At 40.7% G+C, this 15860-nt stretch carries 11 protein-coding genes; 3 read left to right on the plus strand and 8 right to left on the minus strand.

Annotated features, from left to right (window positions below):
* Nucleotides 1-165: 165 nt before the first annotated feature.
* The 4 genes from gshA to NWP21_RS14245 all read right to left on the minus strand — a co-directional run bounded on the left by gshA (nt 166) and on the right by NWP21_RS14245 (nt 8436).
* Nucleotides 166-1305, minus strand: a complete 1140-nt coding sequence (gene gshA / locus NWP21_RS14230) for a glutamate--cysteine ligase (protein WP_280793178.1) — start codon at nt 1303-1305, stop codon at nt 166-168.
* A 155-nt stretch (nt 1306-1460) separates the two neighbouring features.
* Nucleotides 1461-3257, minus strand: coding sequence for a hypothetical protein (locus tag NWP21_RS14235; protein ID WP_280793179.1), 1797 nt, complete (start codon nt 3255-3257; stop codon nt 1461-1463).
* Nucleotides 3235-7428 (minus strand): AAA domain-containing protein, encoded by a 4194-nt coding sequence (locus tag NWP21_RS14240; protein WP_280793180.1) that lies wholly within the window; start codon nt 7426-7428, stop codon nt 3235-3237. Before NWP21_RS14240 ends, NWP21_RS14235 begins: the two co-directional genes overlap by 23 nt.
* A gap of 90 nt (nt 7429-7518) precedes the next feature.
* Nucleotides 7519-8436, minus strand: a complete 918-nt coding sequence (locus NWP21_RS14245) for a histone deacetylase (RefSeq protein ID WP_280793181.1) — start codon at nt 8434-8436, stop codon at nt 7519-7521.
* A gap of 74 nt (nt 8437-8510) precedes the next feature.
* Here NWP21_RS14245 and NWP21_RS14250 point away from each other — a divergent pair, with 74 nt between their 5' ends.
* Nucleotides 8511-9554, plus strand: a complete 1044-nt coding sequence (locus NWP21_RS14250) for a mechanosensitive ion channel family protein (protein ID WP_280793182.1) — start codon at nt 8511-8513, stop codon at nt 9552-9554.
* Nucleotides 9555-9564: 10 nt separating this feature from the next.
* Here the strand turns inward: NWP21_RS14250 and rodA are convergent, their stop codons facing one another.
* From rodA to NWP21_RS14265, 3 genes are all read right to left on the minus strand, one after another.
* Complete coding sequence (rodA, locus tag NWP21_RS14255) at nt 9565-10881, minus strand: rod shape-determining protein RodA (protein ID WP_280793183.1); 1317 nt, start codon at nt 10879-10881, stop codon at nt 9565-9567.
* A 72-nt stretch (nt 10882-10953) separates the two neighbouring features.
* Nucleotides 10954-12024 carry an Mrp/NBP35 family ATP-binding protein gene (locus tag NWP21_RS14260; protein WP_271732723.1) on the minus strand — a complete coding sequence of 357 codons (1071 nt, stop codon included), beginning with the start codon at nt 12022-12024 and terminating at the stop codon, nt 10954-10956.
* A 79-nt stretch (nt 12025-12103) separates the two neighbouring features.
* Nucleotides 12104-12628, minus strand: coding sequence for an SRPBCC family protein (locus tag NWP21_RS14265; protein WP_280793184.1), 525 nt, complete (start codon nt 12626-12628; stop codon nt 12104-12106).
* Nucleotides 12629-12966: 338 nt separating this feature from the next.
* Between NWP21_RS14265 and hemF the strand changes: the two genes are divergently transcribed.
* Together hemF and psb29 are read left to right on the plus strand one after the other, a co-directional pair.
* Entirely contained in the window at nt 12967-14013 is a 1047-nt protein-coding gene (gene hemF, locus NWP21_RS14270) for an oxygen-dependent coproporphyrinogen oxidase (RefSeq protein WP_280793185.1), read from the plus strand.
* Nucleotides 14014-14339: 326 nt separating this feature from the next.
* On the plus strand, nt 14340-15047 hold the full coding sequence (gene psb29, locus NWP21_RS14275) for a photosystem II biogenesis protein Psp29 (RefSeq protein WP_280793186.1): 708 nt from the start codon (nt 14340-14342) through the stop codon (nt 15045-15047).
* 122 nt (nt 15048-15169) lie between these two features.
* Here the strand turns inward: psb29 and NWP21_RS14280 are convergent, their stop codons facing one another.
* Entirely contained in the window at nt 15170-15532 is a 363-nt protein-coding gene (locus NWP21_RS14280; protein ID WP_271732730.1) for a phage holin family protein, read from the minus strand.
* Nucleotides 15533-15860 lie beyond the last annotated feature (328 nt).

Below are 15860 nucleotides of genomic sequence, written 5' to 3' on the forward strand. Positions count from 1 at the left end.
GTCGATTCATAGGTTTTTCTAATAAATCTTCAGTAAAACCTCGATATTAATTTTTTTAAACAAAAAACAAATTCCCTAAAACCCCAGACACCAAGAATCTTGGGGATAGAAAATAATTCTGGGGTTTCTCTGTCCAAATCTACCTTCAGGATGAAGACGGAACCATTAAGCTACCAGGGGCGAACATAATTTGTTTTCTAATTCAACTTCCCGTTCTTCAGTGGCGACAATAGCTTGAGTCAGGACACGCTGAGAGTCAAAACCCACTGCGTGCAGTTGTAACCATTGTTGGGCTTCGTTCCCGGCGCGGAGAATTTTCTGCACAGGAGATAAGAAACAGCTAAAACCATGTTCTTTAGCCATCCCCCAAACTTCTTGATATAATTGGTTAATCCAGTCTCTGGCAAGGATAGGTCTACCGTCTTGCCAATGGTGTAATTGAGCATCAAGACTAGCACTAGCTGCAGATGCTTCGTTGCTGGCGGTGATAGTCAGCAATTCTTCGGGGGAAAAACTACTTTGGGTTAACGGGTCGAGTTCGGGGTTTGCCATTAACTGTAACAAACGCGCTTCCAGCAAAGCACTAATGGCTAGCAAAGCAATGGGGTCGGTAACTAAGTCACAAATACGTAATTCCAAACGATTCAAGTCATAAGGACGATCATCGCCATTTGGTCTAACTGATGTCCACAAATGCCGGACATTTTGCATAGTTCCCGCAGCTATTTGTGCTTCCATCCATTCAATATGATGGACATGACTAGTAAATAAGGGCACATGGGCGGGAGTTTGAGGAAACACAGCCCAACGGGTGGAATGATAACCCGTAGCCTTGCCATCCAGGAAGGGGGACGAGGCGCTTAAAGCCAGGAATAAAGGGGCTTCTAAACGAATGAGCCGACAAGCCCGCATTAATACATCAGGGTCACTGATGCCGATATTAATATGAACGCTGGCAGTAACTACTTTTGTCCCGTAGGTATTTTCAATGTATTCATGATATGGGTTATTGGGGTTGGAACGAAAAAAGCGATCGCTGCCGCCCAATGATAAAGTGCTACCAGGAATTAAAGTATAATTACCCAACTTATGCAGGTAGCGTCGCAAATTGCGGCGGGGACAAAGCAAAGCACACAACAATTTCTCATAATCACTCAATGGCTGGGTGGTGTATTCCACATTACGGCTATCCGGTTCCCGCACAAATCCATCCAAAGAGTCTACAATTTTGTCGGAGAGACCGACTATTTCACCTTGAGGCGTACCAGTATACATCTCAATCTCAAAGCCTTTTAATAGGACCACTTTGTTCTCCTCGCCTCTCCTAATGTAAGAATTGTATCGAATTAGACGAATTTTTGCATCTACATTTAAGTTAACTTATAATTTACAATTATTTAATAATAATCTCAGAAAGCACAAAGACAGCGAGTATAAACAATGCAGAGGCTGTTTAAAGCCTATTTTCTGCAATTTTTAGACTTAACCCCAGAGCGTGAGACTGATTGTTTCTTCTGATGCGGTAAATTTTGTGGTATAATGAACTTGCCGGGTGAGTCATCCTCCTGAGCAATATTTAGGCGGACAAAATCAGCCCATACTTCATTACTGAGTAAGTTTAAAGCGGTTTCCGGTTGATAATATGCTATGGTCTTGATGGTTTTACGCCATCCCTGCTGTAAGGATTCCATAAAGGTTTCCTCCCCAGAAAGCTGATTCAACAGGGAAAGCGCCGAAGCTATAGAATCATTTAGTAAATTCTTTGAATTTAAATCTGTAATTACAATATTTAACCACTCTGGCAGAAGTTCCAACCAGTTGCTTTTTTTTATCTCCCTGAGTGCGATATTTTGCATACCCAGGAAACCCCACACAGACAAAGACTCTACAGCTAATTGCAAATCACGGTTTTCTAAAGCTATACCCCATTGAGTTTGTGCATGATTTTGGTAACGAGCAACCAGAAACTGATATGCTTCCTCAACTTGCTGGGGAGCAGTGACTTTATAAACAGACTCACCCTGTGGTAAATATTCCCCACCAGAAGAAACCCAGTCATAAAATCCACAAAAATAAGTTTCTTGATCAACTATAACCTCTTTGACATGGGAATCAGCCAGACAGAAAACCTGTACAGATGATAAACAGTGAGGCGTTTTGAGAGAGCGTAATTTTTCTATAACATCTGCTGGTGAAATTCCATATGCGATTAAAACCCGCACTCCATCATTAGTCAACTTTTGCAACAGCGTTACAAATTCGTTATTGATAATATCTTGACTCAAACAAGGAGAATAGATGATAATTTGCCGTTTAGCAGAATTTAAAATTTCCCGAAAAGTGGGAGTAATTTCCCCATCGCCTAACTTTAAAGCTGTTGGGGTAAGTTTTTCTAATCGAGATTCTATTTGAGTATTTTTATAATTAAGAGTAGCTTCACGCTCCTTAACGGCTTCATCGGATAATTGACATAAAGCAAGATACGGTATTTTACCTTTACCTTGCAATACTTCCATGCGTTGTGATGCTGATGCCGAAATTTGCTTACCGCTTCTAATTTCGATCCTGAGTTTTTGTGTGACAGCATCGCAAATTACAAACAGTGATATACTTTTCCAGATAATTTGCGCTGGGGCTAAAACTTTACAGTGAGTAACAATTTTACCTAATTCTGGGACATGAAAATCTAAACCTGATAACTGAATACATTTCTGGATTTTTTCAATGCTTAAAGCAGGTATATCATTAATTTTACGGGCAATTTTGATAAAATCTGCTAAATCAGGTAAATTTAACGAGACATCATCCCAGGGTTCAGTAGAAAATATCAGCTTTCCTTCCAAAGCATCGGAAACAGCATATATTTCTACAGGATATGCAGGTTGTGGTACAGAACCTTGGGAGTAAAAAGTTCGTCCTTGATTTGTCACTGTAATGGGGGATGTTGCGGATAAGGTTTCCAACCTTTGCAAATTGGCTGCGGTACTGCGGACAAATATAGGGTCAAGTCCTAATATGGATGCTAATTCATCTTCTGTGGGTGGAGGCGAAAACTCAATTCCAGCACGGATAATAAATTCTTCGAGTACATTAAATTCCCGGGGTTCCTGGATAGATATTTCTACAGGAGTTTGATGTAAACTATAGCGAAATTCATGGGCTGCTAAAACTGATAAGTGAGGATTTTGGGCGGTAATTTCCTCTACTAAATTTATGAGTTTTTTGTCAATAGGTTTAGCCGCAGCACCTAGAAACATCAACGAAACCTCCTTGACGATTTACAGTACGGGAAATATCTAAATACATATCTCCAACTTTTCCACCTTGACGGGTAAATAAATCATGACAACCTACAATTACTAGTAGTTCTTGGGCGCGAGAAAAAGCTACGTTTACCCGTTCTGGCTTATTCGCAAAACCAACATCACCTTGATGATTATTCCGAACCATACTCACAATGACCACAGGGCGTTCCATTCCCTGAAATCTATCCACTGTCCCTGTGCGAATTTCCAAAGAAGGAAATAGTTCCGGTTGTAAACGTTGCTCAATTTTTTTCAGTTGTGCGCCATAGAATGTAATGACTGCAATTTCCTTTTTGGGTGCACCATTGGCGATTTTAGTAGCCCAAGTATGCTCGAATTGCTGACACAGGCGTTCAATTATATCTACTTCGCGAGGATTAAAATAGGAAGTATTTTCCCGTTCTTCTTGGAATTCCAGATCCCTGGGAATGTTTACCCAGATAAGATGGTGATTTTGGTCGATAATTTCCCCTGTCAAATTATGGGCGCGTTGGCTGTCAGGTGCTAAAAGCCCACATTCTAATTTACCCTGATAAAATTGATTGATGGCTGCCATAATGGAGGGGTGCATTCTATATTGGGTAGTCAACATTTGTTTAATGCTTTTGTCAGCAGCTTCAAACTGAATTTTAAATAATGATTCTTCTAAAAATTGCAGTTCTGATTTTGTGCTCCCCAGTGATTGAGCAACTTCTGCTACTGTGCTAGTATCAAGCATGGGTGGTAATTGGCGATGGTCACCTACCAAGACTAACTTTTTGCCTTTTAAAGCTGGAATGAGTAACTCTGGTGGGGTACATTTACTGACTTCATCGATGATGACCACATCAAAGGCTTTAAATTCTTGGGTAAAGTTGTAATTTGCAGCTTGGACACAAGTGATACCGACGACGTTAGCGTTATCTAAGTAAATGCGTTTTAAGTCGTTGCGATCGCGCTCTGAGGGATTTTTGACTTTAGCAATCCAATCTTGGGTAAAATCTTGGTAGCGGTTGAGATAAGTTTCTTCTTGACTCAGTTGGTGTTGCCAAGCATCAAACTGGGCTGTGATAGTCTGTAAAAATTCCCGATCAAATAAGCCTAAATCAAGATTTTTGGGCTTAAATTTATCAGGTATGGTTTCCCAGAACTGTTTCCACCAATTTCTGGATAAAATTAAATCTTCTGTGGGTTGTATTTCGGGTTGTTGATTTAATTTTTCCAGTTGGCTTTGTGTTTCTTGCAGTTTGTGTTGAGCCTGTGTGTTTTGTTGTTGTATAATCACCACTTTGTCATCTAAAGATTTTTTAATTACCTCCAAGACTGCAACAGGTTGAATGGAACTGATGACAGTTTCTAAATTGAGGAGATGACCCAACCCAGTATTGACATGAGTAGCAAATTCTTGAGGATGTTGCCAAATTTTTGATGGTGTTGTCAGATATTCTGTCACCAAACCGCGTAATTTATCAGGGACATTTTGCTGTTGGTTGAGTAACTGCAAAATCTTGATCACCTGTTCTACTTTTATTTGAGATGAAGTAGCGGATATTTGCTCTTGGGTGGTTCTCTCCAGTTGAGTTAGTTGCTGTTGGAGATACTCCAGGTGTTTTTCAGTTTCAGTTTTAACTCGTGCGACACATTGACGCGCATTGGTGAGAATATCCGCGAGTAATTCTTCACTAACCCGCTTCAGGGTAGAGTCGAGGTGATTTAATTCCCAAACTGTACCATAGACTGACTGCATTCTCAGCAAAAACAACTGGGTGTTTTCCACCAGTAATTGGCGCTGATGTAGGTTCAGGAGTTGATAGTTACTAAACTCTTCGTATATTTTACGCCATTGAGTGCGATCGCTCCCAGATAGGATTATGGGAATTTGACTAAAACTTTGCTCTACAAAGTAACTGAAACTGTGCCGTTTACCGATTCTATCAACAAAGCCCCCCTCCGTTTCATAAATAAAGGCTTTTGCTAAAGCTGACAAATCTGGCAAATTCACATGATATTTATGAGGTAATATAGGTAACTTTAACTGCTGGGCGAACAGCAACAAACCCAGTGGTAACTGTAGCAATTCCGGCGTTAAGATTTGTCCCGACTGCTGGCATTCTTTAATTATTTGATATAATACCACAGGTGCTGTAAACTTCCATTCTTTAACAGCTGCAATTACATAATCAATCTCGCGTTTACGGTTTTGCCAACCTTGAATTGTCTGCTGTAAATTTTGCTGTTTAGCTATAAATTCCTGCTCATTAATGGCTGTTGAAGAATATTGGGAAATCGGAGATACTGCTTTAACAAGCTCCGACATTGCCACAATTATATCTTGGGCGTAATGGAATGCTGTTTTAAAATCAGCTAATTGAGTAGCTACATTTTCACACAACCAAAATGCTAAACCAAATGCACCATGAGCAGGACGGACTAAACCCAGTTTATCAGTCCACTTGATAGCTTGACCCACATTGGTCAAAAAATCAGCGACCGAACTATTATTTTCTGTATATAAATGAAGCTGTGGTAAATAATTTTTAACTTCTGGTGCTTCCCAATTAATATTTGGCACATTTTTTAGTACATAATCTAACCCTAATCCAATAGATTGTAGCTGATTTTTTTCAGATAAACTTTCTTGATAAATGTCTGCTATATTTTTACAGGTTGCTGCTAAAATTTGCTTTTGCTGATTTAATTGATTTTGTTGCTGATTTAGTTCCTCTTCTAACTGTAAATAATCTTTAAATTGTGGGAATGCTAACAACAACTCAGCCAATATTTTCACATTTTCCCGACGTTTAGCCAAACTATTTTCACAGTCATTCGCCGTATTTTCCAGCCATGTACCAATAACTTGATCTTCTAAAAATGGCTGTCCTTCTTCCCCCACTTTGTGGGCGCGTCCTTTGCGCACCGCGCGGATAACTGGGTTGTGAACTAATCGACTCAGAGCATTATCCACCGCTAAGTTAGCTTGAGAAGCGATAAGAGTACGTCCACCCCGCAGGGCTATTTGATAACAAATTTCTGCAATTACAGTAGTTTTACCAGTACCGGGAGGACCTTGGATGAGAACTAAATCTTCAGCTGCTAAGACCTTCTCCACAGCTGCTTTTTGTCCAGCATTAGCAGAAGATAATAATAAATCATCCCCTTGCAGTGACACAGTTTTCTTAATACACCTGGACTGGGAAGCATCGAATAAAAAGTTACCCAAGTAAGGATTTTGAGTGTGTCCCTGCTTTAATTGTTCTAAAGCTTCCTTCTTGCGCCTAACTTGTTGAATATCACCAGCAGCATCAAAAAATAAAAATCCCTTCACTGGTATTTGATAACGTTGTGTAGCGATATATTCCGCTACTTCCCGTTCTAATTTGACTTTGATTAAACAATTTTTCACATCAACTTGATCAATTGTACCTAGTTGAGGAATTTTGTAAGTTAGTTTCCCTATAGGAACAGTTTCCGCAAGTTTAACTTCTTGGTTTTTGGAACGTTTTACCCGTTCCCAGAAACTGGAGACATTTAAATAATTTTCTTCAGCACCATCGAGAGTAGCCGAGGTAACATCTACTTCAAAGGTAATATCTCTGCTGTTACGCCCATAATTATTACTAACAAATGCCACACAAAACTGACGGGATTTAGCAATATTTTCCTCAACTTGCAAAAATGCTTTCCAGGCTTGTAACTGTTCTTCTGTGGGTATATGCTCACCGCAAATAGGCATTTTTTCCATGCGTGCTAATGCAAGTTTAGGAATACCTAAACGATGTTGAGCATGAGACAGCAAACGTAAGGTAAAAGCAACAGAGTAACCATCAGCCCGTCCCCGGGAAAGTGGCAAAAACCGAATTGATAAAATTTTTAAACCGCCTATTCCATCCTGGGAAATAGCTGCAATTAAACTTAATGTTTTACCTTGCTTTTCCATCTGTTTAGGTAAGGGAAAATCATCTCTATCAGTGGCAATTGTTAACTGCCAAATTTCCTCATCTTGATGTTTTCCTGCACCTTGACGACGCACATAAAACAGACAAACTTCCTCACCCAGTAAATCAATTATCTCATTTTGAGCCACTGAATTAACACATTTATAGCTCCAGGTTTGGTAATTTTGCTTGTGGGAAAAAGTGGGCATAGATACAGTGGAATTTACTGATGTGTGAGATAATATAGTTTAGCACCTGGGAAAAAACAAGGAACCACTGCGCCAAGGTGGGGAACTAATTTATAGCCTATACTGATGATAAACCTGAGTAGCAGCACGATGTAACAAAGAGTGTCGCCAAACCAGAGACCTCATATCATCGGCGTAACCCCCTCCAATAACACAAGCTACAGGATAACCAGCACCCACGCAGGTACTTAAAACCTGCATTTCGCGGCGGAAAATTCCCGTATCACTCAGGGCTAATTTTCCTAAGCGATCGCCGATATGAATATCTACCCCTGCATCGTATAATACTAAATCAGGGCGAATCTTGGACAGCAAATCTGGTAAATAATTCGCCAAAGTTTGTAAATATTCATCATCTTCCATTCCCACCCTCAGGGGAACATCCAAATCACTGGTTTGTTTAGTACCAGGAAAATTAACTTCACAGTGCATGGAGAAAGTAAACACACTCTCATCTGTTTGGAAAATGACAGCTGTACCATCCCCTTGATGTACATCTAAATCCACAATCAGAACTTTTTGCACAAGTCCGAGCTTTTGTAACACTCGACAAGCGATCGCTAAATCGTTGAAAATACAAAAACCAGAACCATAACTAGGAAAAGCATGATGAGTACCACCGGCTGTATTACAAGCTAAACCCTGACTCAGTGCCATCTGGGCAGTAAGTATTGTACCACCAACCGCGACGCAAGTACGATTTACCAGTGCTGGACTCCAAGGTAACCCAATACGACGCTGTGCTTTCGGTTCTAGTGTTCCCTCGCAGTAAGCTTGAACATATTCTGGAGTATGAACCAACTTAATTAACTCGCGGGGTGGGGGTAATGGTGTGTGAAATTGTGCTGTTTGCGCTACACCGTCAGCTAACAGCAATTCATAGAGTTGTCGGAACTTGGACATCGGGAAGCGATGCCCCGGTGGTAATGATGTAATATAATCTGGATGGTAAATAATTGGCAGTTCCATAATCTAAAATTACCAGTAAATCAGGCAAATAGACAAGCTAGAATTTAGCAAAAATATAAAACTCTAAATTAATTATGCAGCAATGGATTGTACCAATAGTATTTATTCTCCTTGGCTGGATGGCTGGATTGATTGGGGAAAAAGTTTTTTTTAAAAAACTCAGAGAATTTGTTCTTGAAAAGCAGATACCAGGCGGTGAAATCATATTTACAGCTTTACACCGCATGACATTTTTTTGGTTTTTGCTAGCAGGTTTCTCTGGGGCTTTTTTGTATTCTTCCCTGAATATCAACAATGATATTAAAATTATCCTGCAAAAAATAATTACCATTTTATTACTTTACTCAGTCACCTTAGTCTTAGCTAGATTGACTGCTGGTTTTGTAAATTTATTCATACAGAGAACAGCAGGAGTACCTGCATCTTTAATTTCTAATTTAGCTAAGATTGGTGTTTTCATCTTGGGAATACTCATCCTCTTGCAAACTATAGGTGTGCAAATTACACCCATAGTCACAACTTTAGGAGTTGGTGGTTTAGCCGTTGGTTTGGCGCTCCAAGATACATTGGCTAATTTATTTTCTGGTTTTTATCTGATTATCTCTAAGCAAGTGAGAACTGGAGATTATCTGAAATTAGATGATGGATATGAAGGTTATGTTACAGATATCAATTGGCGGAATACAACTATTAAAGAGATTAAAAATAATATTATTGTTGTTCCTAATTCTCGCCTAGCATCAGCGATTTTTACTAACTATCACCTACCAGCTAAGGTAATTACTTTAATCATGGATATCGGTGTCGGTTACGAAAGTGATTTAGAAAAAGTAGAAATAGTGACTGTAGAAGTAGCCAAAGAAGTGATGCAAGAAATTGCCCCGGACTTAATAGAAAATGAACCTATTATTAGATTTCATACCTTTAATGATTTTAGTATAGATTTTAAATTATCTATGCGGGTAAATGAATATTTTGATCAGCGCATTGCGAGACACTTACTAATTAAGAAATTACATAAACGTTATCAACAAGAAGGAATCCAAATCCCCTTTCCTGTCAGAGAGGTTTATTTCCATAATCAGGGATCTGAAAATTCAAATCTTGATGTAAACTAATTCACCGCCCTCAAAAATAATACTTTTTTCGTTGTCGAAAATTAGCTACCGACTGCACTAAACCCAAAGCAATGAAATTCGTCAACATAGCCGAACGTCCGTAACTCATCCAAGGTAGGGGAATTCCTGCTACAGGGGCTAAACCAACAGTCATCCCTATGTTAACAATTAGCTGAAATAAGATCATTGACAAAACCCCAATAGCTAACAATGAACCAAAGTTATCTTTAGCAGTTTCAGCTATACGTAATAGGCGAAAGCAGATCAAACAGAAGACGAAAAGCACCACTAAACAACCCACAAAACCCAGTTCTTCCCCCACGGCGGAGAAAATAAAGTCTGTATGTTGTTCGGGAACAAAATTTAGTTGTGTCATCGGACCTTTAAATAAACCCCATCCCCAAACTTCACCAGCACCTATAGCGATGCGAGACTGGTGTTGATGATAGCCAACTCCAAAAATATCGTGTCCAGGTCTGAGAAATACAGTTAGGCGGTTTTTCTGATAATCCCTCAATATATGCTCCCAGACAAAAACTCCCAATTCACCACCTAACAAGTTGAGAGCTGAGGCACCAATAGCATTGAGGGCAGATTTCCGCCAGGGGAGAGTATACCACCCTACAATACCCATAGCCACTACCCAAACTAACCCTAAAACTCCGAAAGATAATATGTTAAATACATTTACCGGCTCTGACAAAGGCCAATTTATACTAAACAGAATAGCAGAAATTATCGGCGAAATCATCAGCACCAGCCAGCCAGGATGAGCATTTGCCCAGTACAGCATTCCTAAGACGATGGCACCAAACACCAAAGATGTGGCCAAATCTGGCTGTAAAAATACTAATCCCCAAGGAATAGCAGTAATTGCCAAAGTCCGAAATACACTTTCCAGGGTGGAAGCTGTGCGCTTGTGTAATACAGCCGCTAAGGTGATAATCACTCCGATTTTGGCAAATTCCGAAGGCTGGACGTTAAACCCACCAATGCTAATCCATCGCTGCGCTCCTTTCGCGCTAGTACCAATGATCATGACCGCGATCAGACTGAGATTTGTGAGTGCGTATGTTACCCAATGCCAGTGCATCAGATTTTCATAACGGCTACGAGCTAAAAACAAGGCTATCACAACGCCAATAGCTGCTACCAACCAGTGCCAGAACCAGTCAGTCACCGGTTGTCTTAATTCCGTACTCAATATCATTAAGCCACCAAATGTACTAATGCCTATAGTCAGCCAAAATAGCATCCAATCCATTTGCTGCCAGGAATTAAGCCAATGTTGCCGGCGAATTTGGGGGATAAAACGTTTGAAGATCATGTGCAAATTTATCTTTAATATTGAATCTGCATTCCTGGGCTATTACCCAGGAATCAAAAAAGAACTACTTGATTATGTCAGAGCGGCAACTGATATTTTACCGGCGATATTTAGAGCGATCGCTTTTAATGCTTGTGCTGAGGCTGAATCTGGATCTGCTATAACTATTGGTACACCACTATCACCACCTACTCTGGTGGAAATCTCCAGAGGAATGCACCCCAGTAAAGGTACTCCCAACTCAGATGCTGTCTTGGAACCCCCACCGGAACCAAAGATGTCATAGTGCTTATCTGGCATATCTGGGGGAATAAAGTAGCTCATATTTTCTACGATTCCCAACACAGGGACATTCATTTGCTGGAACATTCGCAAACCTTTACGTGAATCTAATAGGGCGACATTTTGTGGTGTAGTAACAATTACAGCGCCTGACATCGGCACTGCCTGGGTTAAAGTTAATTGAGCGTCACCGGTTCCCGGTGGCATATCGACGATTAAATAATCCAGTTGTCCCCATTCCACTTGATAGAGAAACTGGCGAATCACACCATTAAGCATGGGACCGCGCCAAATCACTGGCTGGTCTGGGTCAATCAAAAAGCCCATTGAGACTAATTTGACACCGTGATTAAAAGCAGGTTCGAGAATGTCACCTTTGTCTGTGGAACGCACAACAATTTCAGCATCAGCTAGCCCCAGCATAGTTGGGTCATTAGGTCCGTAAATATCGGCATCTAGCAATCCCACTTTTGCCCCTGTTTGTGCTAAAGCTACAGCTACATTCACCGCTACTGTGCTTTTACCAACACCGCCTTTACCACTGGAAACAGCCAGAATATTCTTCACACCAGTAATTCCAGTCCTATCTGGTAAGCTTTTTTGTTGGGGTGTTTCTGCAGTAACATCTACACTTACCTCTGTAACACTAGGTAGCTGTTTAATCGCTTTTTTGCAATCTTCAACTATAAATTCACGTAGGGGACAAGCTGGTGTGGTTAACACCAAAGTAAAGCTAACCTTGCCATCCTCAATTTTGACGTTGCGAATCATATTCAGTTCCACCAAACTCTTGCGGAGTTCTGGGTCTTCTACTGGTCGCAAAACTGCTAAAACTGACTCGGAATCAAGAACATCGTACATACTCTTGTAAAAAAAATTAAGAAAATTTTAAGATCATCTAATATGATCTTAACTTTGTTTGGGAAGTGGTCTGGATTCCCTAAAAATCAAAACAACTATCATGGAGTGATTTTTTCTTCCCTGAGACTGTTGCTAATCCAGCCTTTTCTACGTACTGCACTAAGGAACGTGCTACACGATCTGCATAAGGGCGTGATAATGACCAAATTAGGGGGGACAACCAACCCCGGAGAGTGACTGAATAAGATAAACAAGTACCACAAACTGTAGACTCTACTCGGTAAGTAACTCGTTCTTCGATACCTGGAATCGCCATGACTCGGATACTTAACATTTCATGAGGTTTAACACCCTCGACAAAAATCCGGATGGCAATAGGCGAAAAGCGGGTGATGGCTTGGTAAATTAATCCCGGTTTGGGTACTAATCCATAGGGTACATTAGTACTCTTGAGCAGGGGATGCCAGGAAACATCTGTTAAATCTACTACTTTCAGCCACATCTCATCTACGGATGCAGAACTAATCTCTCGATACGTTCGCACCAGAGAAGCGCAAAACTGACGACGTTTGCGGTGGATGCATTTGGATAACCAACTTCGCATTTGCCTCATCCTCCTTCCTATGCATCTGCTGATGACTCTGGTATGGTGAATCAGATTACCTCAAAGTAGAGATCGCTCATAGAGTCATTCACCAGAGTCTAGTGTTGATACCAGAATGTTTACATCAAGAAGTACAAAAAAAACTCAGTTAATATACAAGCCTATACGCATTTGAGGGAAAATAACTCTAGTCATGCCCATCAATCTTGTAAATGCTGACAAGTAAGACAAAAGCAGATTAGGCAAATTAAGCCGATAAATTGGCTGGATTTGTCCACAAATTTGAGAATTAACAAGTTTGTGGCTTTTTAGAAAATGTAATTTAAGTCTCGGAATCTATGTTGACTAATTCGCAAACGCCAACTGTAGACGCAACACCATCCCAGTTTTTACCTCCAACTGATTCTCAGTCGAGGGTAAGTCAGTTTATGAAACAGTTACAAGATGAAATTACCCAAAAACTGGCTGCAGTAGATGGTGTAGGTAAGTTTCATGAGGATAGTTGGGAACGTCCGGAAGGAGGTGGCGGGCGATCGCGTGTGCTGCGTGATGGTGCAGTATTTGAACAAGCTGGTGTAAATTTCTCTGAAGTTTGGGGTTCTCATCTACCCCCATCAATTTTAGCCCAACGCCCAGAAGCCTCAGGACAGGGTTTTTATGCTACAGGTACTTCACTGGTACTACACCCCCACAATCCTTATGTGCCCACAGTTCACCTGAATTACCGCTATTTTGAAGCCGGACCAGTATGGTGGTTCGGTGGCGGTGCTGATTTAACTCCTTATTACCCCTTTGCTGAAGATGCAGCGCATTTTCATAACACACTTAAGCAAGCTTGTGACCAACATCACCCAGAGTATTACCCAGTGTTTAAGCGCTGGTGTGATGAATATTTTTACTTGAAACATCGGAACGAAAACCGTGGTGTCGGTGGGATATTTTTGGATTACCAAGATGGACAGGGTCTGTTATATCGCGGTCCTGACCCCAATGGCCAGGCGGCTATTTATAGCCAACAAGTCGGGGTACCAGCAACCCGCAATTGGGAAGATTTATTTGCTTTGGTGCGAGATTGTGGCCGGGCATTTTTGCCGGCATACACGCCCATTGTGGAACGGCGACGGGAAATGGAATATGGCGATCGCGAACGGAATTTCCAACTCTATCGTCGCGGTAGGTATGTAGAATTTAACTTGGTTTATGACCGAGGCACTATTTTCGGACTCCAAACCAACGGACGTACAGAATCCATTCTCATGTCTTTACCTCCTTTGGTCCGTTGGGAATACGGTTACCAGCCAGAACCCAATACTCCAGAAGCCGAGTTGTATGAAATTTTCCTCAAACCGCAAGATTGGGTCAACTGGACAAGTAAAACTCAATAAAACCGCCGGTAATTCCCCATCTAGACTCATGTTAGATGGGGATCAAAGTCCAGGGGTGGCGAGCAGAGTGTAAAATCAATCCCCCTGTGGTTTTCCTGTATCCGTTTCAAGCTCTCAAATCTTTGTGGGATTGTTAAAATATTAGCTGGCTCGCCAAACAAGGGCTAAAGATGTCCATAGACAAACCAAACTCAATACTTACCCAAGGCAATTAAATTTGGACAAAAACTTATAAATGATACGGATCGGAAACCTGAACTTGGCAAAGTCACCTTTAAGCGACAAAATGTAATAACGTCGCTCTTAACATTCTTAACATTTTATTCGTGAATAACGTCCGTACTGTCTCAGATACAAAACGAACTTTTTACTCCCTGCACACCCGACCGATTAACACCATTTATCGTCGGGTAGTTGAAGAGTTGATGGTGGAAATGCATCTGCTATCAGTCAATAGTGGTTTTACCTACAATCCAATTTATGCCTTGGGTGTAGTCACCAGCTTTGACCGCTTTATGCAAGGCTACCAACCAGAACGAGATCAGGAATCGATTTTTAATGCCTTATGTCAGGCTGTGGAACAAGAACCGCAACGTTACCGAGAGGATGCCCAACGGCTGCAAGCTTTAGCCCAAGACCTACTAGTACAGAATTTAATTGCTTGGTTAAGCCAAACCACTCATTTAGATCGAGATCCTGATTTACAAGGACAACTCCAAGCGATCGCCAACAATTCCCAGTTTAAATACAGCCGCTTATTTGCGGTTGGTTTATTCACATTATTAGAACAATCGGCTCCTGAGTTAGTCAAGGACGAAAAACAAAGAACCGAAGCATTAAAAAGCATTGCGGCTGGTTTACATCTATCCGATGAAAAACTTACTAAGGATTTGGAACTATACAGTTCTAATCTGGAAAAGATGGCTCAAGCCCTGGTAGTTATGGCAGATATGGTATCTGCTGATCGCAAGAAACGCGAACAGCGTCAACAACAAACCAGTACCCCAGTTGCTCCCCCATCTGTAACCGAATAGTCACTATAATTCGTAATTCGTAGTTCTTGCTCAGGAACAAATTTGATTGTTTCCATTCATAAGTTGAGGATTTGCTACCTCAATTAATTAGGAATTACGAACTACGAATTAATCCTTTTTTCCTAAACACCTAATAATTTGTAAATCAGGCTGTTGATGATACTCAAGGCAAAAGCTCCTAGTACAGCACTCCAGATGCCAAAACGTAAGCGGAACCCCTCTACTAACCAAGCGGCAATACTAAAACACACAACGGCAATCATAAATGTGAAAATGCCGGATAATAAATTGAAGGTCAGTAAATCGGGGACTGTAAATATGAGGCTTAAAATAGGTCTCACTACTGCTGTGACAATACCCAGAACTGCGGCGGAAAAAAATGCCTTTTGTGGAGAGTCAATTTCCACACCCAAAGGGAGCTTACTAATAATCAATAAGCTGATAGATGTTACCAACCAAACAATTAAAAGCGTCACAATATTCATGCCACAACCCTTGAAACGTGAACGGTGATCGGCGCTAAATTACTAAGTCTGACCAGGGATAAATTTTTGAAGCTTAACCAATTATTTATAAATTAACAGATATTTTTATCTAAACATACTTTATTCCAGATATCTTTAGGTTTAACCCCTTCGAGTTGGGCTGAAAATACACCCATCTCCTAAGCAACTATCCATTACCCGGATCTTTCTTAACATTCGTGAGAGCGATCGCTCGCAAACCCCCAAACCTTAATCCTCCGTTGATGATTATCAATAAAATAAGGTTTTTATCAATAAGAATAAGGTACATTTTGTCAAGAGTAGGGAA

The organism is Anabaenopsis sp. FSS-46 (assembly GCF_029891665.1).
In the GTDB taxonomy this organism is placed as follows: domain Bacteria; phylum Cyanobacteriota; class Cyanobacteriia; order Cyanobacteriales; family Nostocaceae; genus Anabaenopsis; species Anabaenopsis arnoldii.